This window comes from Klebsiella sp. 7-CIP_Kleb. (genome assembly GCF_050378655.1).
Classification (GTDB): Bacteria; Pseudomonadota; Gammaproteobacteria; order Enterobacterales; family Enterobacteriaceae; genus Klebsiella; species Klebsiella quasipneumoniae.
Genome location: NZ_JBNRLJ010000006.1, coordinates 42,214 through 63,519 on the forward strand (window position 1 = coordinate 42,214; position 21,306 = coordinate 63,519).

The following is a 21,306-nucleotide window of genomic DNA, read 5'->3' on the forward strand; positions in this document are numbered from 1 at the left end:
GCTTGAATTCTCTTTGAGAATTTACCGATTTCTGGCCTTTAACGTTTTTGGTAAGCTAATACGCTGCTGCATGACATATTTACTACCCTGCAAGCAGGTGCGCCGCTAACACTGCAGCTTGACGTTAGTCTTCACGTTCACCGACGATTTCGTAAGAAAAATATAACTATGATGGGATGGGCATGGGCACCTTTCTGATATTCCTTACAGCTCTGCTAATCTGCGTATTGCTCATTGGATGGTGGTATCGCACGCACGCCAGACGCCGCCGGCTCCCTCTACTGCACGCCTTTAGCGATGCCACCACGCGGCCGATCGCGGCCGATGAGCGCCAGGCCATCGAAAAGTATCTTGCCGAACTGAGCCGCGCCCAGCAGGTTCCCGCGTCCGGCGCCACCAGCGCGCCCGTCGCTCTGGCGCTAAACGAACAGAGCGATACCGTCTATGGGGTGACGCGAGCCATCACCCGCTACGGGATCACTACCGACGCGCCGAATAAATGGCGCTATTTTCTCGATTCGGTGGAGGTACATCTGCCGCCGTTCTGGGAACAGCATATCAACGATGAAAACAGCGTCGAGCTGATCCCCACCGACAGCCTGCCGCTGGTTATCACCCTTAACGGCCATACCCTGAGCGACTATCGTCAGGAAGCGCAAAGCTACGCGCTGGAACGCGCCTCGGCCACCCAGGCCTCAATTCGCGGCGAAGAGAGCGAACAGGTAGAGTTGCGGCAGATCCGTCGGGAAAGCCCGGAAGAACACGCCCTGAACCGCCCGGATGGTCTGCGCGAAGCGATCCTGATCGTCGCCTCTTTCCTGTTCTTTTATTTCAGTCTGATTGGGCCTGCCGTCTTTACCCCATGGCTGGTGGCTGCCGGTTTGCTGCTGCTCGCCGCCGGCCTATTGGGGGTCTATGCCCCGCCGCGCCGCGCCTCGCTGCGCGAAATCCATTGCCTGCGCGGCGTCCCTAAGCGCTGGGGGCTGTTTGGCGAAAACGATCAGGAGCATATCAATAATATCTCGCTGGGCATTATCGATCTCATCTATCCGCGCCACTGGCAGCCCTGGATCGCCCAGGACCTCGGACAGCAGACCGATATTGATATCTATCTCAACCGCCATGTAGCCCGTCAGGGACGCTACTTGTCGCTTCATGATGAAGTGAAAAACTTCCCGCTGCAGTACTGGCTGCGCAGCGCGATTATCGCCGCCGGCTCCCTGGTGATGGTAATCATGCTATGGGCCAGCGTACCGCTGAATATGCCGTTTAAGTTCACCCTGTCGTGGCTGAAGGGGGCGCAGACCATTGAAGCCACGACCGTCAGCCAGCTGGAAAAGGCCCATGTGCGCATTGGCGATACGTTGCGCCTGACCGGCACCGGGATGTGCAACATCCGCACGCCGGGCAGCTGGACGGCCAAAGAGGATTCGCCGTTCCTGCCTTTCGATTGTTCGCAGATTGTGTGGAACGATGCCCCTCCTCTGCCGCTGCCGGAGTCTGACATTGTCAGCAAAGCGACCGCTCTGATGCAGTCCGTCCAGCGTCAGCTGCACCCGGAAACCGACGACGACTCCCGCGTCAGCCCGGCGCTGCGCTCCGCCATTCAGAAATCTGGCATGGTGCTACTGGATGATTTCGGCGATATCGTTCAGAAAACCAACGATCTCTGTTCCGCTGCCGATGATTGCCTGCGGCTGAAGAATGCGCTGGTTAATCTCGGCAATACCCGTAACTGGGAGACGTTAACTAAGCGTGCGTCCGCCGGGAAACTGGATGGCGTGAACGTGCTGCTGCGGCCAGTCAGCGCCGAGTCGCTGGAGAATCTGGTGACCACCTCAACCGCCCCCTTTGTCATGCGTGAAACCTCGCGGGCGGCGCAGGCGCTCAACAGCCCGGCCCCGGGCGGCTTCCTCATCGCCAGCGACGAGGGCAGCGTGCTGGTCAATCAGCCGTGGCCGGCGGTGAGTCTGTATGATTACCCGGCGCATGAGCAGTGGGGGGAACTGCGGCGGCTGGCCGGTATGCTGATGCATACCCCCTTCCATGCCGAAGGGATAGTCACCAATCTGTTTACTGACGCCAACGGCACTCAGCATATCAACCTGCACCGCATTCCTGACCGCAGCGGCCTGTGGCGCTATCTGGGCATCACCCTGCTGCTGCTGTCGATGGTGGGATGCATGGCTTACCACGGGGTGCAGGCGCTGCGTCGTTATCAACGCCATCGCCAGCGTATGGAAGAGATTCAGAAATATTACGAAAGCTGCCTGAACCCGGTGCTGCTCCCCTCGTCTGACCCGCAAGATTAATTTTCCCGGCGACAGGGTGTGATACCCTGTCGCCCATTTCCCGCTCGCTGGAGAGTCATCATGCATTTTGATATCGCCTGGCAGGAGGTCGATACCGTTCTGCTGGATATGGACGGCACGCTCCTGGATCTGGCTTTCGACAACTATTTCTGGCAAACGCTGGTGCCGGAAACCTGGGGGGCCGCCCGCGGCCTCAATCTGCAACAGGCGAAAGAGGCCATGCACCAGGAGTATCACGCCGTGCAGCATACGCTAAACTGGTACTGTCTGGATTACTGGAGCGAGCGCCTGGGTTTGGATATTTGTGCGATGACCAGCGAACAGGGTCCGCGCGCCACGCTGCGTGAGGATACCGTGCCGTTCCTTGATGCGCTCAAGGCCAGCGGTAAGCGACGTATTCTGTTGACCAATGCCCATCCCCACAATCTGGCGGTGAAACTCAAACACACCGGCCTGGATGCGCACCTTGATTTATTACTTTCCACCCACACATTTGGTTATCCGAAAGAGGATCAGCGTCTGTGGCGCGCCGTGGCGGAGGAAACCGGCCTTGAGGCGCATAAAACGCTGTTTGTCGACGACAGCGAGGCAATTCTGGATGCCGCGAGGGAGTTTGGCATTCGTTACTGCCTGGGCATTACCAATCCCGACTCCGGGCTGGCGGAAAAGCAGTATCTGCGCCATCCGGGGCTGAATGATTACCGACGACTGATCCCTTCGCTTACCCCGAAGGAGAGGCGATGAAAGAGAAGCCTACCGAAACCGTCAGACTGGACAAATGGCTTTGGGCCGCCCGCTTTTACAAGACCCGCGCGCTGGCGCGAGAGATGATTGAAGGCGGCAAGGTGCATTACAACGGACAACGCAGCAAGCCCGGGAAAATCGTCGAACTGGACGCCATGCTAACGCTGCGTCAGGGCAACGACGAGCGGACGGTGCGCATCGTCGGTATCACCGAACAGCGCCGCCCGGCAAGCGAAGCCGTCACCCTGTATGAAGAGACGGCTGAGAGTATCGAGAAGCGTGAAAAAATGGCCCTGGCGCGCAAAATGAACGCCCTGACCATGCCGCACCCTGACAGACGTCCGGACAAGAAAGAGCGCCGCGACCTGATGAGATTTAAACACGGCGAGAGTGAGTAACTCGCGCCAGAAAGAGAGATGATTATGACTCAACACGATCAATTACATCGTTATCTGTTTGAAAACTATGCCGTGCGCGGTGAGCTGGTGACGGTGTCGGAAACCCTGGAACAGATTCTGGCGAATCACACTTATCCCCAGCCGGTGAAAACGGTGCTGGCGGAGCTGCTGGTCGCCACCAGTCTGCTGACTGCGACGCTGAAATTTGCCGGCGACATCACCGTGCAGCTGCAGGGCGATGGGCCTTTACAGCTGGCGGTCATCAATGGCAATAACCAGCAGCAGCTGCGCGGCGTCGCGCGCGTGCAGGGCGAGATTGCGGACGATGCGGATCTGAAAGCGATGGTCGGCAACGGCTATCTGGTCATCACCATCTCCCCGGAAGAGGGTGAGCGTTATCAGGGCGTGGTCGGTCTGGAAGGCGATACGCTGGCCGCCTGCCTGGAAGATTACTTCCAGCGTTCAGAGCAGCTGCCGACGCGCCTTATTATCCGCACCGGCGAACATGAAGGTCAGCCGATGGCGGGCGGGATGCTGCTGCAGGTGATGCCGGCGCAGGATGCCCAGACTGCCGACTTTGAGCACCTGGCGACGCTCACCGAGACCATCAAGGCGGAAGAGCTGTTCACCCTGCCGGCGAACGATGTGCTGTGGCGTCTGTACCATGAAGAAGAAGTCACGGTCTACGATCCGCAGAGCGTGGAGTTCAAGTGCACCTGCTCCCGCGAACGCTGCGCCGGCGCGCTGAAAACCCTGCCGGACGAAGAGATAGATAGCATCCTTGCCGACGAAGGCGAGATTGATATGCACTGCGACTACTGCGGTAACCACTATATCTTCAACGCCATGGACATCGCCGAGATCCGTAATAACGCCTCTCCGGCCGATCCGCAGGTCCATTAATCCTCACCTCTTTTGCAGGCACCGGGCGGCGATGTGGTTTGTCGCCCGGTGTCTGACTTTTATTTATTCACGAGTTGAATCGATTTTCGCTGAAAGAGTTACGTAATTTTATTCCAGGAAAGCGATTACATTCACATTTCAGTAGTTTTTTTAATTACTTTTTAACCATTGAGAAACATCTAACCCCACCATCCAGCCATTTCCTGAGATAATCCACTTCACTTCGTGACAGGAGTCACCGTTTTTTTCGTCATTCTGAAGAATGTCGAGATACGTAAATCTATGAGCCTGGTCGCGGTCAATACCCGGTAATAAACCCTACAATTTACAGCAGTACATCTTGGCTAAGGAGCAGTGACATGCGCGTTAATCATGGTTTAACCCCGCAGGATCTCAAGGCTTATGGTATCAATGACGTTCAGGATATCGTCCACAATCCCAGCTACGACATGTTGTTTCAGGAAGAGCTCGACCCCAACCTGGAAGGCTACGAACGTGGCGTATTAACCAGTCTCGGTGCTATCGCCGTCGACACGGGCATTTTTACCGGTCGTTCTCCGAAAGATAAGTACCTCGTGCGCGACGACACCACCCGCGATACCGTCTGGTGGTCCGATAAAGGCAAGGGTAAAAACGACAACAAGCCGCTTTCGCAGGAAACCTGGCAGCATCTGAAAGGGCTGGTAACACAGCAGCTGTCCGGTAAACGCCTGTTTATCGTCGACGCCTTCTGCGGCGCTAACGCCGATACCCGTCTCAGCGTACGTTTCATTACCGAAGTGGCCTGGCAGGCGCACTTCGTTAAAAACATGTTCATCCGCCCGAGCGACGAAGAGCTGGCGGAATTCACGCCCGACTTCATCGTGATGAACGGCGCGAAGTGCACCAACCCGCAGTGGAAAGAGCAGGGCCTGAACTCGGAAAACTTCATCGCTTTCAACCTCACCGAGCGCATTCAGTTGATCGGCGGCACCTGGTACGGCGGCGAGATGAAGAAAGGGATGTTCTCGATCATGAACTACCTGCTGCCGCTGAAGGGCATCGCCTCCATGCACTGTTCTGCCAACGTGGGCGAGAAAGGCGATGTCGCCATTTTCTTCGGCCTCTCAGGCACCGGCAAAACCACCCTCTCCACCGACCCGAAACGCCGCCTGATTGGCGATGACGAACATGGCTGGGATGACGACGGGGTGTTTAACTTCGAAGGGGGCTGCTACGCCAAGACCATCAAGCTCTCTGAAGCGGCCGAGCCGGATATCTATCACGCCATTCGCCGCAACGCCCTGCTGGAAAACGTGGTGGTGCGCGCCGACGGGACAATCGATTTCGATGACGGCTCAAAGACCGAAAACACCCGCGTCTCCTACCCCATCGACCATATCGATAATATCGTCAAACCGGTCTCCAAAGCGGGCCACGCCACCAAAGTGATCTTCCTGACGGCCGATGCGTTCGGCGTACTGCCGCCGGTCTCCCGCCTGACCGCCGATCAGACGCAGTACCATTTCCTGTCCGGGTTTACCGCCAAACTGGCCGGCACCGAGCGCGGCGTGACCGAACCCACGCCAACTTTTTCCGCCTGCTTCGGCGCCGCCTTCCTGTCGTTGCACCCGACACAGTACGCCGAAGTGCTGGTCAAACGCATGCAGGCGGCCGGCGCGCAGGCTTATCTGGTCAATACCGGCTGGAACGGCACCGGCAAGCGCATCTCGATTAAAGATACCCGCGCCATCATCGACGCCATCCTCAATGGCTCGCTGGACAACGCGGAGACCTTTACCCTGCCGATGTTTAACCTGCAGATCCCGACGGCCCTCCCGGGCGTGGATCCCCAGATCCTCGATCCGCGCAGCACCTATGGTTCCCCGGAGCAGTGGCAGGAAAAAGCCGATCAGCTGGCGAAGCTGTTTATTGAGAACTTTGAGAAGTATACCGATACGCCAGCGGGCGCCGCGCTGGTGGCGGCAGGGCCGCAGCGCTAACGGGCGCAAAGATGAAAAAGCCGGGCTTGCCCGGCTTTTTATTGTGCAACGTTCTGACCAACCAACCGCGGGCGCGATCAGCTCTCTTTGGCCGGTTTCATCGGCGCCAGTACCCGGTGCACCGGCAGCCAGGCGCGGATCAATAACCCACCGCGTTCGCTGGAGCCAATCTCCAGCCGCCCGTTGTGATTATCGATAATACGCTGAACAATCGCCAACCCCAGCCCGGTGCCGCTGGTGCTGCGGGCGCTGTCGCCGCGTACAAACGGCTGAAACAGGTGCTCTCGCTGCTCAGGTTTAATCCCAGGTCCGTCATCTTCTACCTGGAACCAGGCCCGGCTCGCTTCGCTGCCGCTGCTGACCTTGATCCAGCCATTGCCATAGCGGGCCGCGTTGACCACCATATTCGCCAGCGCGCGCTTGATAGACAGAGGATGCATGCGTACCGGAATTTCGCCGGCCTGCAGGGCGGTGGCGATCTCCCGCTCATAGCCGCTCTCCGCAGCGATTACTTCCCCCAGCACCGCATTCAGATCCGCCAGCTCCATCGGCATCTCCTGCCCGGTGCGCAGATAGTCGATAAACTGCTCGATGATGGCGTTGCACTCTTCGATATCTTTATTGATCGACTCCGCGAGATAGCCGTCCTGCTCGCCCATCATCTCGGTGGCCAGACGAATGCGGGTCAGCGGAGTCCGTAAATCATGGCTGACCCCGGCCATCAGCAGCGTACGGTCGTCGGCCAGCTGCTTCACGCCCGCGGCCATGTGGTTGAAGGCGCGCGTCACCGAACGCACTTCGGAGGCGCCATACTCGCGCAGCGGCGGCGGAATAATGCCGCGCCCGACCTGCAGCGCCGCATGCTCCAGATCCACCAGCGGGCGGTTCTGAATACGGATAAACAGCCAGGCGCCGCCTATCGCCAGCAGCATGATCGCCAGGGTATAGCGGAACAGCGGCGAGAAGTCGCCCTGATGGATCTCGGTCAGCGGCACCCGCACCCAAATATTGGGCGACAGCCAGGTCTTCAGCCACACCACGGGGGAGCTTTTATTGACCTCCACCCGCACCTCAGTGGGGCCGCCAAGCTGATGAGCCATCTGCTGGCTCAAGAATTCATAATGCTGCGCCCAGCGCAGGCCTGCGTCTTCCGCCGCTTCATTGGAATAGAGCGAAATCCCCAGCTCGCGATAAATTTCACGGCGAAACGCCGGGGGCACCACCAGCTGGGTGCCATCCTCCAGCTGCAGCTTATCAGTCATCAGCATACGCACTTCGTAGGCCAATACTTTATTAAACTGCTGGAGACTTGGCAGGATCGCGAAATTCAGTACTACCAGATAGGTCGTCACCAGGCTGACGAACAGCAAGGTGACGATCAGGAGCAGCGTGCGAGCAAAGGAGCTGCGCGGCGAAAAGCGCACGCGTTTCATGCCTTAGAACCGTCCGGGACGAAGACGTAGCCCAGACCCCAGACGGTCTGGATATAGCGCGGATGCGCCGGGTCCTCTTCCACCATGCGGCGCAGGCGGGAGATCTGTACGTCGATGGAACGCTCCATCGCAGAGTATTCGCGGCCGCGAGCGAGGTTCATTAACTTATCGCGCGACAGCGGCTCACGAGGATGGCTTACCAGCGCCTTCAGGACCGCAAACTCGCCGCTGGTCAACGGCATCGGCTCGTCTTCACGGAACATCTCGCGGGTGCCCAGGTTCAGTTTGAATTTACCAAAGGCGATAACCGCCTCTTCCTGCGACGGCGCGCCCGGCAGCTCGTTCGCCTGACGGCGCAGCACCGCCCGGATGCGGGCCAGCAGTTCACGCGGGTTGAACGGCTTCGGAATGTAGTCGTCGGCCCCGATCTCCAGGCCCACGATACGATCAACCTCTTCGCCTTTCGCCGTCACCATAATGATCGGCATCGGGTTGCTCTGGCTGCGCAGACGGCGGCAAATCGAGAGACCATCTTCCCCAGGCAGCATCAGATCCAGCACCATCAGGTGGAAGGATTCGCGGGTTAACAGACGATCCATCTGTTCGGCGTTCGCCACGCTACGAACCTGGAAGCCCTGCTCGGTCAGATAACGTTCGAGCAGCGCACGCAGGCGCATGTCGTCATCCACAACCAGAATCTTATAATTCTCTTGCATTGTTTGTACTCCCAAAGGTTCACTGCAATAGTCAGTGCGTATTCTCAAAAAAGCCCGGCGCGCTCACCAGCTAAATCTGGTATATATTCCAGGCTAAATTGTTACAAAGCATATTTAACAGCAGGTTAAGTATACATTTAATCATAAGACACAGTATTTATCCTGTCGGTATTATTACGCGCTACAAATTGTGCGCAACGACAGACTGTCAGAAGGTTGAACTCACGATGAAAACGCCGCTGATCACCCGCGAGGGATATGAAAAACTGAAGCAGGAGATGGACTACCTGTGGCGCCAGGAGCGCCCGGAAGTGACCAAAAAGGTGACCTGGGCCGCCAGCCTCGGCGACCGCAGCGAGAACGCGGATTACCAGTACAACAAAAAGCGCCTGCGCGAGATCGATCGCCGGGTCCGCTATCTGACCAAATGTCTGGAACAGTTAAAGATCGTCGATTACTCCCCACAGCAGGAGGGCAAAGTCTTCTTCGGCGCCTGGGTAGAGATTGAAAACGATGAAGGCGATATCAAGCGCTTTCGCATCGTCGGTTACGATGAAATTTTTGGCCGCAAAGACTATATCTCCATCGACTCGCCGATGGCGCGCGCACTGTTAAAAAAAGAGGTTGGCGATCTGGCCATCGTCAACACGCCGGCGGGCGAAGCCAGCTGGTATGTCAACGAGATCGAATACGTTAAATAGACAAGAACTTTCCGAGAGACGCCCGGCGCGACTGGCATTTTCAGCCGTCAGTCCGTATAACTAGTCCCTGATTTTTGACCCTAAAGATGAATTAAAAGCCATGATGAATGATTCGCTCTGCCGCATTATTGCGGGTGAACTTCAGGCCAGAGCCGAACAGGTAGAAGCTGCCGTTCGCCTGCTTGATGAAGGGAACACCGTGCCGTTTATTGCACGTTATCGTAAAGAAGTCACCGGCGGTCTGGATGACACGCAGCTGCGTAATCTGGAAACCCGCCTCGGCTATCTGCGCGAACTGGAAGACCGTCGTCAGGCGATCCTCAAATCCATCGCTGAACAGGGCAAACTGACCGACGCGCTGGAAAAAGCCATCAACACCACGCTCAGCAAAACTGAACTGGAAGATCTCTACCTGCCGTATAAACCGAAGCGCCGCACCCGCGGGCAAATCGCTATCGAAGCGGGGCTGGAGCCGCTGGCTGACCTGCTGTGGAACGAACCGTCCCACGATCCGGAAACGGAAGCCGCAAAATATATTGATGCCGATAAAGGCGTGGCCGACAGCAAAGCGGCGCTGGATGGCGCGCGCTATATCCTGATGGAGCGTTTTGCCGAAGACGCCGCGCTGCTGGCGAAGGTCCGTGACTATCTGTGGAAAAACGCCCACCTGGTCTCCACCGTCGTCAGCGGCAAAGAAGAGGAAGGCGCCAAATTCCGCGACTACTTCGATCACCATGAACCGATCGCCACCGTGCCGTCGCATCGCGCGCTGGCGATGTTCCGCGGTCGCAACGAAGGCGTCCTGCAGCTCTCTTTAAACGCTGACCCGCAGTTTGACGAGCCGCCGAAAGAGAGCCACTGCGAGCAGATTATTATCGACCATCTGGGCCTGCGCCTGAATAACGCCCCGGCGGACAGCTGGCGTAAAGGCGTCGTCAGTTGGACCTGGCGGATCAAAGTCCTGATGCATCTCGAAACCGAGCTGATGGGTACCGTGCGCGAGCGCGCCGAAGACGAAGCTATTAACGTCTTCGCCCGCAACCTGCACGACCTGCTGATGGCTGCGCCCGCCGGGCTGCGCGCTACCATGGGCCTTGACCCGGGCCTGCGCACCGGGGTGAAAGTGGCCGTGGTTGACGGTACCGGCAAACTGGTGGCCACCGATACCATCTACCCCCACACCGGCCAGGCGGCTAAAGCGGCGGTTGTCGTGGCGGCGCTGTGCGAGAAGCACAACGTCGAGCTGGTGGCGATCGGCAACGGCACCGCCTCGCGTGAAACCGAGCGTTTCTTCCTCGACGTGCAGAAACAGTTCCCGAAGGTCACCGCCCAGAAGGTGATCGTCAGCGAAGCCGGGGCTTCCGTTTACTCCGCCTCCGAGCTGGCGGCGCAGGAGTTCCCTGACCTCGACGTGTCGCTGCGCGGCGCGGTCTCCATTGCCCGCCGTCTGCAGGATCCCCTGGCCGAGCTGGTGAAAATCGACCCGAAATCCATTGGCGTCGGCCAGTATCAGCACGATGTCAGCCAGACCCAGCTGGCGCGTAAGCTGGACGCGGTGGTGGAAGACTGCGTGAACGCCGTTGGCGTTGACCTGAACACCGCCTCCGTGCCGCTGCTGACCCGCGTGGCCGGCCTGACCCGCATGATGGCGCAGAACATCGTCGCCTGGCGCGACGAGAACGGCCAGTTCCAGAACCGCCAGCAGCTGCTGAAGGTCAGCCGCCTGGGGCCGAAAGCCTTTGAACAGTGCGCCGGCTTCCTGCGTATCAACCACGGCGACAACCCGCTGGATGCCTCCACCGTTCACCCGGAAGCCTACCCGGTGGTCGAACGCATTCTGGCCGCTACCCAGCAGGCGCTGAAAGATCTGATGGGCAATAGCAGTGCGCTGCGCCACCTGAAGGCCGTGGATTTCACCGATGAGAAGTTCGGCGTACCGACCGTGACCGACATCATCAAAGAGCTGGAAAAACCGGGCCGCGACCCGCGTCCGGAGTTTAAGACAGCGAAGTTCGCAGACGGCGTAGAGACCATGAACGATCTGCTGCCGGGGATGATTCTGGAAGGGGCCGTCACCAACGTCACCAACTTCGGCGCATTTGTCGATATCGGCGTCCATCAGGACGGACTGGTCCACATTTCGTCGCTTTCTGACAAGTTTGTTGAAGATCCGCACACCGTGGTGAAAGCGGGCGACATCGTGAAGGTCAAGGTCATGGAAGTCGATCTGCCGCGTAAGCGTATCGCCCTGACCATGCGTCTCGACGAGCAGCCGGGCGACAGCAACGCCCGCCGCGGCGGCGGTCAGGATCGCCCGCAGGGCAACCGCCCGGCCGCGAAAGCCGCCAAACCTCGCGGTCGCGACGCGCAGCCTGCCGGCAACAGCGCGATGATGGATGCCCTCGCGGCGGCGATGGGTAAAAAACGCTAATCCCACCCTGCCCCTTTTCAGGGGCAGTTTTCTTTTCATGACCAGGCCATCGCCATCACGCGCAAAACAGGTTCAGTTGTTTCTGATAACCTGTTTTTATTCCACGCCTGAAGACAGCGAAATTAATATTTTCATTTCGTTAACTTAAGAAACCTTAATTAAACATTAGATCGCTGAAATAATATTTCGTGCATTTTCGATCACAGACAGATTTTGCGGCACATCAATAAAAAAGTGATTTCCGCTTTAAAAATAGCGTTGATCGCATCATATGTATTGATGATAAAAACCATTCTCATTATCATCACTTTCAGAATGATTTTTTCTTTTTTCGTTGGCTATGGTATCCGGCGCGGTGACATCCCGACGCCCGGTCAATTCATCTTCGGTTAGCGATAGACAAGTAGGCCCTATGCAATTCACACCTGATAGTGCGTGGAAAATCATTGGATTCTCCCGCGATATTAGCCCAGCATACCGTCAGAAATTGCTCTCCCTCGGCATGCTGCCCGGATCCTCTTTTCATGTGGTGCGCGTGGCGCCGCTCGGCGATCCTGTTCATATTGAAACCCGACGCGTCAGTTTGGTATTACGCAAAAAAGATCTCGCCTTAATCGAACTGGAAGCGGTTGCACAATAACGGCTGGCCCGGCACAAGAGTCTGAAATATGAAAAAATTAACCGTTGGTTTAATTGGTAATCCTAATTCCGGCAAGACCACTTTATTTAATCAACTGACCGGCGCCCGCCAGCGCGTGGGCAACTGGGCCGGGGTCACCGTTGAGCGTAAAGAGGGCGTGTTCGCCACCACTGACCACCAGGTCACGCTGGTTGACCTCCCCGGGACCTACTCTCTGACCACCATCTCTTCGCAGACCTCGCTGGACGAGCAGATCGCCTGCCACTACATCCTCAGCGGCGAGGCCGACATGCTGATTAACGTGGTCGACGCCTCCAACCTCGAGCGAAACCTCTATTTGACGCTGCAGCTGCTTGAGCTGGGGATCCCCTGCGTCGTGGCGCTGAACATGCTGGATATTGCCGAAAAGCAGCAGGTGCGTATCGATATCGATGCCCTCGCCGCGCGCCTCGGCTGCCCGGTCATTCCGCTGGTTTCGACCCGCGGACGCGGGATCGAAGCGCTGAAGATTGCCCTCGACCGTCATCAGGCGAACAGCGATATTGAGCTGGTCCATTATCCGCAGCCGCTGCTGCGCGAAGCTGACCTGCTGGCGCAGCAGATGTCAGCGCAGATCCCGGTCAAGCAACGGCGCTGGCTCGGTCTGCAGATGCTGGAGGGCGACATCTACAGCCGGGCCTATGCCGGCGACGCCGCCGATAAACTGGATATCGCCCTGGCGAATCTTAGCGACGAGATCGACGACCCGGCGCTGCATATCGCTGACGCGCGCTATCAGACCATCGCCGCCATTTGCGACGCCGTCAGTAACACCCTGACCGCCGAGCCAAGCCGCTTTACCGCGGCGATGGACAAGGTGATCCTCAACCGCTTCCTCGGGTTGCCGATTTTTCTCTTTGTCATGTATCTGATGTTCCTGCTGGCGATCAACATCGGCGGCGCGCTGCAGCCGATTTTTGACGCCGGCTCGGTCGCGGTCTTTATTCACGGTATTCAATGGCTGGGCTACACCCTGCACTTCCCGGACTGGCTGACCGTGTTCCTCGCCCAGGGGATCGGCGGCGGTATCAACACCGTGCTGCCGCTGGTGCCGCAGATCGGCATGATGTATCTGTTCCTCTCTTTCCTTGAGGACTCCGGCTACATGGCGCGCGCCGCCTTTGTCATGGACCGCCTGATGCAAGCCCTCGGCCTGCCGGGAAAATCCTTTGTCCCGTTGATTGTCGGTTTCGGCTGTAACGTGCCGTCGGTGATGGGCGCCCGCACCCTCGACGCCCCGCGCGAACGTCTGATGACCATTATGATGGCGCCGTTTATGTCCTGCGGCGCGCGGCTGGCGATCTTCGCCGTTTTCGCGGCCGCGTTCTTTGGTCAGAACGGCGCGCTGGCGGTCTTCTCGCTCTACGTGCTGGGCATTGTGATGGCCATTCTCACCGGCCTGATGCTGAAGCACACCATTATGCGCGGCGAAGCCTCGCCGTTCGTGATGGAGCTGCCGGTGTACCACGTCCCGCATATCAAGAGCCTGATTATCCAGACCTGGCAGCGCCTGAAAGGCTTTGTGCTGCGCGCCGGGAAGGTGATCGTCATTGTCAGCATCTTCCTCAGCGCGCTGAACAGCTTCTCGCTGAGCGGTAAGGTCGTCGACAACATCAACGACTCCGCGCTGGCCTCGGTGAGCCGGGTCATTACTCCGGTGTTTAAACCGATCGGCGTACATGAAGATAACTGGCAGGCCACCGTGGGCCTGTTTACCGGCGCGATGGCGAAGGAGGTGGTGGTCGGTACGCTGAACACCCTCTATACCGCCGAAGATATCCAGAACGAGGAGTTCAATCCGCAGACCTTCAGCCTCGGCGAAGAACTGCTGGCGGCCGTCGACGAGACATGGCAGGGACTGAAAGACACCTTCAGCCTCAGCGTCCTGGCCAACCCCATCGAAGCCAGCAAAGGCGATGGCGAAATGGCCACCGGCGCGATGGGCGTGATGGGCAGTAAATTTGGCAGCGCCGCGGCGGCTTACAGCTACCTGATCTTCGTTCTGCTCTACATCCCCTGCATCTCGGTGATGGGCGCCATCGCCCGCGAATCGAGCCGCGGCTGGATGACCTTCTCCATTCTGTGGGGACTGAATATCGCCTATTCGCTCTCGACGCTCTACTACCAGACCGTCAGCTTTAGCGACCATCCGCGCTACAGCCTAGCGTGTATCCTGGCGGTGGTATTGTTCAACGTGGTGCTCTTCGGTCTGCTGCGTCGGGCGCGCAGCCGGGTTGACGTCTCGCTGCTGGCCACCCGTAAAACGCCGACCTCCTGCTGTTCCAGCCCGGCTGGCGATTGCCACTAAGGAGGAGCGGTGGCGTCGTTAATGGAAGTCCGCGATATGCTGGCCCTGCAGGGCCGCATGGAGGCGAAACAGCTCAGCGCCCGCCTGCGGACGCCTCAGCCGCTGATTGACGCCATGCTCGAACGCATGGAAGCCATGGGCAAGGTGGTACGGATCAGCGAAACGAGCGAGGGCTGCCTCTCCGGCAGCTGTAAAAGCTGTCCTGAAGGGAAAGCGGCGTGCCAGCAGGAGTGGTGGGCGCTGCGATGAAGGGAGTAAGGCCAGCCAGCGCCATGGGGTAAAACGAGTGTGACAGCAGAGAAAAACGGGCCAACAGGCCCGTTTTTTATGACTGGATTATTTATACACGTCAGCGTTAGCGTGAACGGTTTTTTCGTTTTTCTGCCCGGCAATCACCACAAAGTATTTTCCACCCAGCTCATCAGCTTTTTTCGACAGATCGCGTCGGGCGTCCATCGGCGAGGTCGTCCTTGAGGTCGTGATGCTGCCGACCTTGGTCAGATTCATCTTCGCCACGTCCTCTTTTTGGATCTCTTTCGCTGCGAATGCGCCAAAAGACAGACAGCCAATCACCAGAGATGCAACCATTCCTGTAACAAGTTTCATAGCCTCTACTCTCCATTAGGTTGTTATTGTAGGTCACGGTGGCGGAATGAAATAATCAACCACCGTAACAACCTAAGTATTGCTGTGAATGGCCCTTTTACCATGGCGCGGCAAAAAAAATTACTCCAGCCGTTTTTTCAGCGCCATCAGCGGCTCGCAAAAGGCCGCGGGATGGGAAACAAACGGCGCATGCGCTGCCTTGTCAAAGAGAATTGACTCGCTTTCCGGCCATAGCTTATCCAGCAGCGGGACAATCTTGCGCGGCACCAACCCGTCCAGTCGACCGTACAGCCGCAGAAACGGCATCGGCAGCCCGACCAGCGCCTGGCGCAGATCGACGGTTCTGAGGATCTCCAGACCGCCGTTCAGCGCCTCAGCGGAAGGCATCGGCAGCGAGAGCACCGCCTGCTTTAACGCCCGCGCATCCTGACGGGCGCTCTCCGTGCCCATGGTTTGCAGTGCGAGGAACCGCTCGACGGTGCGCTGGAAATCCTCGCTCAGCTGCTGCTGAAATCCAGCCAGCACCTCCGGCTTGATGCCGGGCCAGTCCTCATGAGCCGCGAAACAGGGGGAAGAGGCAACCGTTACCAGCGCCTGCACCCGTTGCGGACGCATAATCGCGACCTGGCTGGCCACCAGCCCGCCCAGGCTCCAGCCCAGCCACACCGCCTGAGGCGGAGCCTGCTCCAGCACCCGCTGCGCCATCGCCTCCAGTGACATCGCCCCAAACCCGCCGCTACGGCCATAGCCAGGCAGGTCCACCAGGTGAAGGGTAAAATGCGAAGCCAGCTGCGGCGTGATGCAATCCCAGACCTGAGCGTTCAGTCCCCAACCGTGCAGCAGCACAAGATGACAATCACCTTCGCCGATTGTTTGCCACCAGATGTCGTTCATCCGTTACCGTTCTCTTTTTTACTGGACAGAAGGCCAAATATGCTAACAGCACACAGCTTATGCTGGCTATGCCAAATGCCGCTGGCGGTCGCCCGCTGGGGGATCTGCTCTCGCTGCAGCCGCGCCCTGCTCGCCTGCCCCCCGCTCTGCCCGCAGTGCGGCCTGCCGGCGGCGGCATCCCGTCACCCCTGCGGCCGCTGCCTGCAAAAGCCGCCGCCCTGGCATCGGCTGGTGGCGGTCAATGACTATCGCCCGCCGCTGAGCGGTCTAGTGCAGCAGCTGAAGTTTCACCATCGTCCGGAACTGGGCCCCGCCCTGGCGCGCCTGCTGCTGCTGCGCCTTAAACAGCGCGACGATTTGCCGCCGGTAGACGCGCTGGTCGGCGTGCCGCTGTGGCATCGCCGCCGCTGGCGCCGGGGTTATAATCAGTGCCATGAGCTGTGCCGACCGTTGGCCCGCTGGCGTGGGTGCGTCTGGCGTCGCGACGGCCTGACGCGCCAGCGAGCGGGCGCCGTGCAGCATTCGCTCAATGCCCGCCTGCGCAGGCAGAACCTGAAAAATGCCTTTCAGCTTGAATTTGCCGTCCAGGGACTCCATATCGCTCTGGTGGATGATGTCGTCACGACCGGCAGCACCGTCGCCGAGTTATCCCGCCTGCTTTTGCGAAACGGCGCCGCGACGGTTCAGGTATGGTGTATATGCCGTACCTTGTAGACCCCCGCTGATGGGCGTATTATAACCCAGTAAAATAGTCAACTATTAGGCCAACGCTATGATCCGTATTTCCGATGCTGCACAAGCGCACTTTGCCAAACTGCTGGCAAATCAGGAAGAAGGGACGCAAATTCGCGTATTTGTGATTAATCCCGGCACCCCAAACGCTGAGTGCGGCGTATCCTACTGCCCACCGGATGCGGTGGAAGACACCGACACGGCGCTGAAATTTGAACAGCTGACCGCCTATGTCGATGAGCTCAGCGCGCCCTATCTGGAAGACGCTGAAATTGATTTCGTCACCGACCAGCTTGGCTCGCAGCTGACCCTGAAAGCGCCGAACGCCAAAATGCGCAAAGTCGCTGACGATGCCCCGCTGATGGAGCGCGTCGAGTACCTGCTGCAGTCGCAGATTAACCCGCAGCTGGCCGGCCACGGCGGTCGCGTGTCGCTGATGGAGATCACCGACGACGGTCTGGCTATCCTGCAGTTCGGCGGCGGATGCAATGGCTGCTCGATGGTCGACGTAACCCTGAAAGAAGGTATTGAAAAACAGCTGCTGAACGAGTTTCCGGAGCTGAAAGGGGTTCGCGATCTGACCGAGCACCAGCGCGGCGAGCACTCCTACTACTAAGCCTTTCCTCCGGCGGCACCCTGTCGCCGGCTCTCCTTGCTCCTTTCTGTGTTACCGCGCAACATCTCCCACTAAACGACCGGCAAAAACCGGGGAAAGAGTATGACTTAAGTCTCATATTTAACATTTTCCCCGGTCAGGTGATTCTCAACCCTCACATGTTACCCGTATCATCCACTTCAGGCACCACCGGCAAAAAAATAGCCAGCTATCCTTTCTCTGGGTAAGGATAATGCAAGCGTTTACGGTGCCAGACTATTTTGCTCCCTGACGGAGCGGATGCTCTACAGGTTCAAACTTTGACGTTACCCATAACAAATTAAGGCCAGGTAAATCATGCCATTAGTCATCGTTGCTATCGGGGTTGCCCTGTTGTTGCTGTTAATGATCCGTTTCAAAATGAACGGCTTCATTGCGCTGGTTCTGGTGGCGCTCGCCGTCGGATTAATGCAGGGTATGCCACTGGATAAAGTGATCGTCTCCATCAAAAACGGCGTTGGCGGCACCCTTGGCAGCCTCGCGCTGATCATGGGCTTCGGCGCTATGCTCGGTAAGCTGCTGGCAGACTGCGGCGGCGCCCAGCGTATCGCCACCACGCTTATCAATAAGTTCGGTAAGAAGCATATTCAGTGGGCGGTGGTCCTGACCGGCTTCACCGTTGGCTTCGCCCTGTTCTATGAAGTGGGCTTCGTGCTGATGCTGCCGCTGGTGTTCACCATCGCCGCCTCGGCCCGTATTCCGCTGCTGTACGTCGGCGTACCGATGGCAGCCGCGCTCTCCGTCACCCACGGCTTCCTGCCGCCGCATCCGGGTCCGACCGCGATCGCCACCATCTTCCATGCCGATATGGGCAAAACGCTGCTCTACGGCACCATTCTGGCTATCCCGACGGTTATCCTGGCGGGACCGGTATTTGCGCGCTTCCTGAAAGGGATAGATAAGCCGATCCCGGAAGGCCTGCATAACCCGAAAGTGTTCACTGAAGAAGAGATGCCAGGCTTTGGCGTCAGCGTCTGGACCTCGCTGGTTCCGGTGATCCTGATGGCGATGCGCGCCGTGGCTGAGATGATCCTGCCGAAAGGCCACGCCTTCCTGCCAATTGCCGAGTTCTTCGGCGACCCGGTGATGGCCACCCTGATTGCGGTACTGATTGCCCTGTTCACCTTCGGTTTGAACCGCGGCCGCTCCATGGAGCAGATCAACGATACCCTGACCTCTTCGATCAAAATCATCGCCATGATGCTGTTGATCATCGGCGGCGGCGGCGCCTTCAAGCAGGTGCTGGTGGATAGCGGCATGGATAAATACATCGCCTCTATCATGCACGAATCGAACATGTCTCCGCTGTTTATGGCGTGGTCTATCGCCGCGGTGCTGCGTATCGCGCTGGGTTCGGCGACCGTGGCCGCCATCACCGCGGGCGGGATCGCCGCGCCGCTGATCGCCACCACCGGCGTCAGCCCGGAGCTGATGGTTATCGCCGTTGGCTCCGGCAGCGTTATCTTCTCCCACGTCAACGATCCGGGCTTCTGGCTGTTCAAAGAGTACTTTAACCTGACCATCGGCGAGACCATCAAGTCCTGGTCGGTGCTGGAAACCATTATCTCAGTCTGCGGCCTGGTGGGCTGTCTGCTGCTGGGGATGGTGGTGTAAGGTCACTCCCGCCACAGAAAAAGGCCGGTCCGCGTGAAGCGGGCCGGCCTTTTTTATCGGACATGCTCTTCGCCGCGCAGAGGAGCGCGCGGCAGGAAGTTATCAGGAGGCGGCTTTCTTGCTCGCCGCCTTGCGCCGTTTATCCAGATCCTTAATCAGCTTATTGACCCGTTCATCGGCAAACATCTGCTCCAGGGTGACGGACAGCTTCCGGCGCCAGTTCGGGTACTCGGTGCTGGTGCCCGGAATGTTAACCGGCGTCGCCATCTCCAGCCAGTCTTCCGGCTGCAGGCCCAGCAGGGCGCTGTTGCTGTCGGCAATATAACGCTGCATCCCCCGGTTGAGGATCCCCGTCATGCTCATCAGCGAGGCCTTATGGCCGGCGCGCTTGGGCAGACAGCCGTACTTATGCAGCGCGTCCAGCAGCCCTTGTTTCGCCAGCTCGCGGTCCTGGTACAGTCCGCGCAGCACCACCTCATCAGGATAGAGGCCCAGCGCTTTACCTAACGTCAGATCGCCGCTTTCCCAGTAGCCGCGGAGAGTGGGCAGGTCGTGCGTCGTCGCCACAGCCATTGATTGCTCCGGGTACAGCGCCGGCGCGCGGAACGTTTTCTCTGCATCACTCTCAAAATAGAGCACCTTATAAGAATAGACGCCGCTGTTGCGTAACTTGCTGACGATCTCCACCGGTACCGTGCCCAGGTCTTCGCCGATCACCATGCAGCGATGACGCTGGCTTTCCAGCGCCAGCAGCGACAGCAGATCGTCGACCGGATACTGAACGTAAGCGCCATGGTCGGCGCTTTCACCATACGGGATCCACCACAGACGCAGCACAGACATCACGTGATCGATGCGCAACGCGCCGCAGTTCTGCATATTAGCGCGCAGCAGGTCGATAAACGGCTCATAGGCGCGGGCGGCAATGATATGCGGATCCATCGGCGGCAGGCCCCAGTTCTGGCCCAGCGGACCCAGAATATCCGGCGGCGCGCCCACGGACGCTTTCAGGCAGTACAGCTCACGGTCGCACCAGGTCTCCGAGCCGCCTTCGGCGACGCCCACCGCCAGATCGCGGTAGAGGCCGATCGGCATCCCATCGCGCTGGCTGGTTTCCCAGCAGGCGGCAAACTGGCTCCAGGCCAGCCACTGCAGCCAGAGATAGAAACTGACGTCGTCCTCATGCTCGACGCAGAAGGCTTTCACCTCCGGGCTGTCGATATCCTGAAAGGCCTTCGGCCAGGCCGGCCAGCCCCAACGCAGCGGGTCCTGTTGAACCTGCCAGGCGTGCAGCGCATCGAAAGCGGCCTGCCAGTAAAGGCTTTCCCCTTCACGCAGAACAAACTCGCGGAACGCCGTCATCTGCTCATCTTCACGACGAGAGAATCGTTTCCACGCCATACGCAGCGCGGTCATTTTCAGCGTGGTGACCGCGGTATAGTCCACATCATCCGTTTGCCGCGCCGCCTGCAAGGCCTGCTGCGTCGCTGCGGACTGCCACCACGCCTGCGCCTCTTCGCTACGCTGGAAATCTTCAACCGCATTGACGTCGATGTAGATAACGTTCAGCCAGCGACGTGAAGACGGGCTATAGGGGCTGGCGCTCTCCGGGTTCGCCGGATAGAGGGCATGGATCGGGTTGAGACCAATAAACGACCCGCCGCGGCGGGCGATTTCCGGCAGCATGGCGCGCAGATCGCCAAAATCGCCGATCCCCCAGTTTTTCTCCGAACGCAGGGTATACAGCTGCACGCAGGTGCCCCACAGCTTTTTCCCCTCTTTCAGCGGCTGCGGCTCATAGCAGCGGGCCGGGGCGACGATGGTCCGGCAGTGCCAGCGCTCCCCCTCCTGGGTGAGCGTCAGGGAGTGATACCCCTCCGGCAGTTTGGCCGGCAGCGGCAGCGTCTCGCCGCCGCGGGTTTTACCCTGATACTGCTTACCGTCCTCAGTGGTCAGGATCCACTGATACTCACCGCGTCCTGCCACCGGCAGCGACATTTTTTTGCCGTGGGTGAAGATCTTCACGTTCGGCAGCGGGTAAACCGCCACTTTCGTGGCGGCGGTTGAGCGATGCATCGCATCCAGTAGACGCTGTTTGGTGACAGCCGCGATAGACTGCGGCTTGCCGTGCGCGTTGATATAGCTGGGGCTGATGCCCGCCGCCAGCGCGGCATTATCGAGGCGTTTACTCTCCATAG

Annotated in this window: 18 protein-coding genes; 13 read left to right on the forward strand and 5 right to left on the reverse strand. The window is 58.7% G+C overall.

What is annotated here, in order from left to right; genetic code table 11:
- Nucleotides 1-182: 182 nt before the first annotated feature.
- The 5 genes from ACQUTI_RS19220 to pckA all read left to right on the forward strand — a co-directional run bounded on the left by ACQUTI_RS19220 (nt 183) and on the right by pckA (nt 6,339).
- Entirely contained in the window at nt 183-2,312 is a 2,130-nt protein-coding gene (locus tag ACQUTI_RS19220; protein WP_122542162.1) for an intracellular growth attenuator family protein, read from the forward strand.
- 60 nt (nt 2,313-2,372) lie between these two features.
- Entirely contained in the window at nt 2,373-3,056 is a 684-nt protein-coding gene (gene yrfG / locus ACQUTI_RS19225; protein ID WP_004202162.1) for a GMP/IMP nucleotidase, read from the forward strand.
- On the forward strand, nt 3,053-3,454 hold the full coding sequence (hslR, locus tag ACQUTI_RS19230) for a ribosome-associated heat shock protein Hsp15 (protein WP_017899959.1): 402 nt from the start codon (nt 3,053-3,055) through the stop codon (nt 3,452-3,454). Before yrfG ends, hslR begins: the two co-directional genes overlap by 4 nt.
- Nucleotides 3,455-3,472: 18 nt before the next feature.
- Complete coding sequence (hslO, locus tag ACQUTI_RS19235) at nt 3,473-4,357, forward strand: Hsp33 family molecular chaperone HslO (protein ID WP_017899960.1); 885 nt, start codon at nt 3,473-3,475, stop codon at nt 4,355-4,357.
- A 359-nt stretch (nt 4,358-4,716) separates the two neighbouring features.
- Nucleotides 4,717-6,339 (forward strand): phosphoenolpyruvate carboxykinase (ATP), encoded by a 1,623-nt coding sequence (pckA, locus tag ACQUTI_RS19240; protein WP_004202159.1) that lies wholly within the window; start codon nt 4,717-4,719, stop codon nt 6,337-6,339.
- A gap of 77 nt (nt 6,340-6,416) precedes the next feature.
- Here pckA and envZ read toward each other — a convergent pair whose 3' ends face one another.
- Entirely contained in the window at nt 6,417-7,772 is a 1,356-nt protein-coding gene (envZ, locus tag ACQUTI_RS19245) for a two-component system sensor histidine kinase EnvZ (protein ID WP_004202158.1), read from the reverse strand.
- Nucleotides 7,769-8,488 (reverse strand): two-component system response regulator OmpR, encoded by a 720-nt coding sequence (ompR, locus tag ACQUTI_RS19250; protein ID WP_001157751.1) that lies wholly within the window; start codon nt 8,486-8,488, stop codon nt 7,769-7,771. The genes envZ and ompR overlap by 4 nt, the downstream gene beginning before the upstream one ends.
- A 227-nt stretch (nt 8,489-8,715) precedes the next feature.
- Between ompR and greB the strand changes: the two genes are divergently transcribed.
- The 5 genes from greB (at nt 8,716) to feoC (ending at nt 14,856) form a co-directional block, all read left to right on the forward strand.
- On the forward strand, nt 8,716-9,189 hold the full coding sequence (greB, locus tag ACQUTI_RS19255; protein WP_002920503.1) for a transcription elongation factor GreB: 474 nt from the start codon (nt 8,716-8,718) through the stop codon (nt 9,187-9,189).
- 100 nt (nt 9,190-9,289) lie between these two features.
- Nucleotides 9,290-11,620: a Tex family protein gene (locus ACQUTI_RS19260; RefSeq protein ID WP_043522596.1), complete on the forward strand. Its 2,331-nt coding sequence runs from the start codon at nt 9,290-9,292 to the stop codon at nt 11,618-11,620.
- 412 nt (nt 11,621-12,032) lie between these two features.
- Nucleotides 12,033-12,260: a ferrous iron transporter A gene (feoA, locus tag ACQUTI_RS19265; protein WP_004202154.1), complete on the forward strand. Its 228-nt coding sequence runs from the start codon at nt 12,033-12,035 to the stop codon at nt 12,258-12,260.
- A 28-nt stretch (nt 12,261-12,288) separates the two neighbouring features.
- Entirely contained in the window at nt 12,289-14,607 is a 2,319-nt protein-coding gene (gene feoB / locus ACQUTI_RS19270; protein WP_023319253.1) for a Fe(2+) transporter permease subunit FeoB, read from the forward strand.
- A 9-nt stretch (nt 14,608-14,616) separates the two neighbouring features.
- The gene (gene feoC / locus ACQUTI_RS19275; RefSeq protein WP_004202151.1) at nt 14,617-14,856 is read left to right on the forward strand and encodes a [Fe-S]-dependent transcriptional repressor FeoC; all 240 of its coding nucleotides are present in this window, start codon (nt 14,617-14,619) and stop codon (nt 14,854-14,856) included.
- A gap of 87 nt (nt 14,857-14,943) precedes the next feature.
- Here feoC and ACQUTI_RS19280 read toward each other — a convergent pair whose 3' ends face one another.
- Nucleotides 14,944-15,213, reverse strand: a complete 270-nt coding sequence (locus tag ACQUTI_RS19280; RefSeq protein WP_004202149.1) for a YdgH/BhsA/McbA-like domain containing protein — start codon at nt 15,211-15,213, stop codon at nt 14,944-14,946.
- A gap of 120 nt (nt 15,214-15,333) precedes the next feature.
- Complete coding sequence (gene bioH, locus ACQUTI_RS19285) at nt 15,334-16,107, reverse strand: pimeloyl-ACP methyl ester esterase BioH (RefSeq protein WP_017899964.1); 774 nt, start codon at nt 16,105-16,107, stop codon at nt 15,334-15,336.
- A 39-nt stretch (nt 16,108-16,146) separates the two neighbouring features.
- Here bioH and gntX point away from each other — a divergent pair, with 39 nt between their 5' ends.
- The 3 genes from gntX (at nt 16,147) to gntT (ending at nt 19,108) form a co-directional block, all read left to right on the forward strand.
- The gene (gene gntX / locus ACQUTI_RS19290) at nt 16,147-16,821 is read left to right on the forward strand and encodes a DNA utilization protein GntX (RefSeq protein ID WP_114508486.1); all 675 of its coding nucleotides are present in this window, start codon (nt 16,147-16,149) and stop codon (nt 16,819-16,821) included.
- Nucleotides 16,822-16,879: 58 nt separating this feature from the next.
- A complete protein-coding gene (nfuA, locus tag ACQUTI_RS19295; protein WP_004202143.1) occupies nt 16,880-17,455 on the forward strand; it encodes a Fe-S biogenesis protein NfuA in 576 nt (191 codons plus the stop codon).
- Between the two features lie 336 nt (nt 17,456-17,791).
- A complete protein-coding gene (gene gntT, locus ACQUTI_RS19300; RefSeq protein WP_002920542.1) occupies nt 17,792-19,108 on the forward strand; it encodes a gluconate transporter in 1,317 nt (438 codons plus the stop codon).
- A gap of 102 nt (nt 19,109-19,210) precedes the next feature.
- Here the strand turns inward: gntT and malQ are convergent, their stop codons facing one another.
- A complete protein-coding gene (malQ, locus tag ACQUTI_RS19305) occupies nt 19,211-21,304 on the reverse strand; it encodes a 4-alpha-glucanotransferase (RefSeq protein ID WP_122542158.1) in 2,094 nt (697 codons plus the stop codon).
- Nucleotides 21,305-21,306: the final 2 nt, after the last annotated feature.

Excerpts from the sequence above, each read along its gene's own strand:
- ACQUTI_RS19220 (WP_122542162.1), top strand. The coding sequence starts at position 183 with ATGGGCACCTTTCTGATATTCCTTACAGCTCTGCTAATCTGCGTATTG.
- yrfG (WP_004202162.1), top strand. The coding sequence starts at position 2,373 with ATGCATTTTGATATCGCCTGGCAGGAGGTCGATACCGTTCTGCTGGAT.
- hslR (WP_017899959.1), top strand. The coding sequence starts at position 3,053 with ATGAAAGAGAAGCCTACCGAAACCGTCAGACTGGACAAATGGCTTTGG.
- hslO (WP_017899960.1), top strand. The coding sequence starts at position 3,473 with ATGATTATGACTCAACACGATCAATTACATCGTTATCTGTTTGAAAAC.
- pckA (WP_004202159.1), top strand. The coding sequence starts at position 4,717 with ATGCGCGTTAATCATGGTTTAACCCCGCAGGATCTCAAGGCTTATGGT.
- envZ (WP_004202158.1), bottom strand. The coding sequence starts at position 7,772 with ATGAAACGCGTGCGCTTTTCGCCGCGCAGCTCCTTTGCTCGCACGCTG.
- ompR (WP_001157751.1), bottom strand. The coding sequence starts at position 8,488 with ATGCAAGAGAATTATAAGATTCTGGTTGTGGATGACGACATGCGCCTG.
- greB (WP_002920503.1), top strand. The coding sequence starts at position 8,716 with ATGAAAACGCCGCTGATCACCCGCGAGGGATATGAAAAACTGAAGCAG.
- ACQUTI_RS19260 (WP_043522596.1), top strand. The coding sequence starts at position 9,290 with ATGATGAATGATTCGCTCTGCCGCATTATTGCGGGTGAACTTCAGGCC.
- feoA (WP_004202154.1), top strand. The coding sequence starts at position 12,033 with ATGCAATTCACACCTGATAGTGCGTGGAAAATCATTGGATTCTCCCGC.
- feoB (WP_023319253.1), top strand. The coding sequence starts at position 12,289 with ATGAAAAAATTAACCGTTGGTTTAATTGGTAATCCTAATTCCGGCAAG.
- ACQUTI_RS19280 (WP_004202149.1), bottom strand. The coding sequence starts at position 15,213 with ATGAAACTTGTTACAGGAATGGTTGCATCTCTGGTGATTGGCTGTCTG.
- bioH (WP_017899964.1), bottom strand. The coding sequence starts at position 16,107 with ATGAACGACATCTGGTGGCAAACAATCGGCGAAGGTGATTGTCATCTT.
- gntX (WP_114508486.1), top strand. The coding sequence starts at position 16,147 with ATGCTAACAGCACACAGCTTATGCTGGCTATGCCAAATGCCGCTGGCG.
- nfuA (WP_004202143.1), top strand. The coding sequence starts at position 16,880 with ATGATCCGTATTTCCGATGCTGCACAAGCGCACTTTGCCAAACTGCTG.
- gntT (WP_002920542.1), top strand. The coding sequence starts at position 17,792 with ATGCCATTAGTCATCGTTGCTATCGGGGTTGCCCTGTTGTTGCTGTTA.
- malQ (WP_122542158.1), bottom strand. The coding sequence starts at position 21,304 with ATGGAGAGTAAACGCCTCGATAATGCCGCGCTGGCGGCGGGCATCAGC.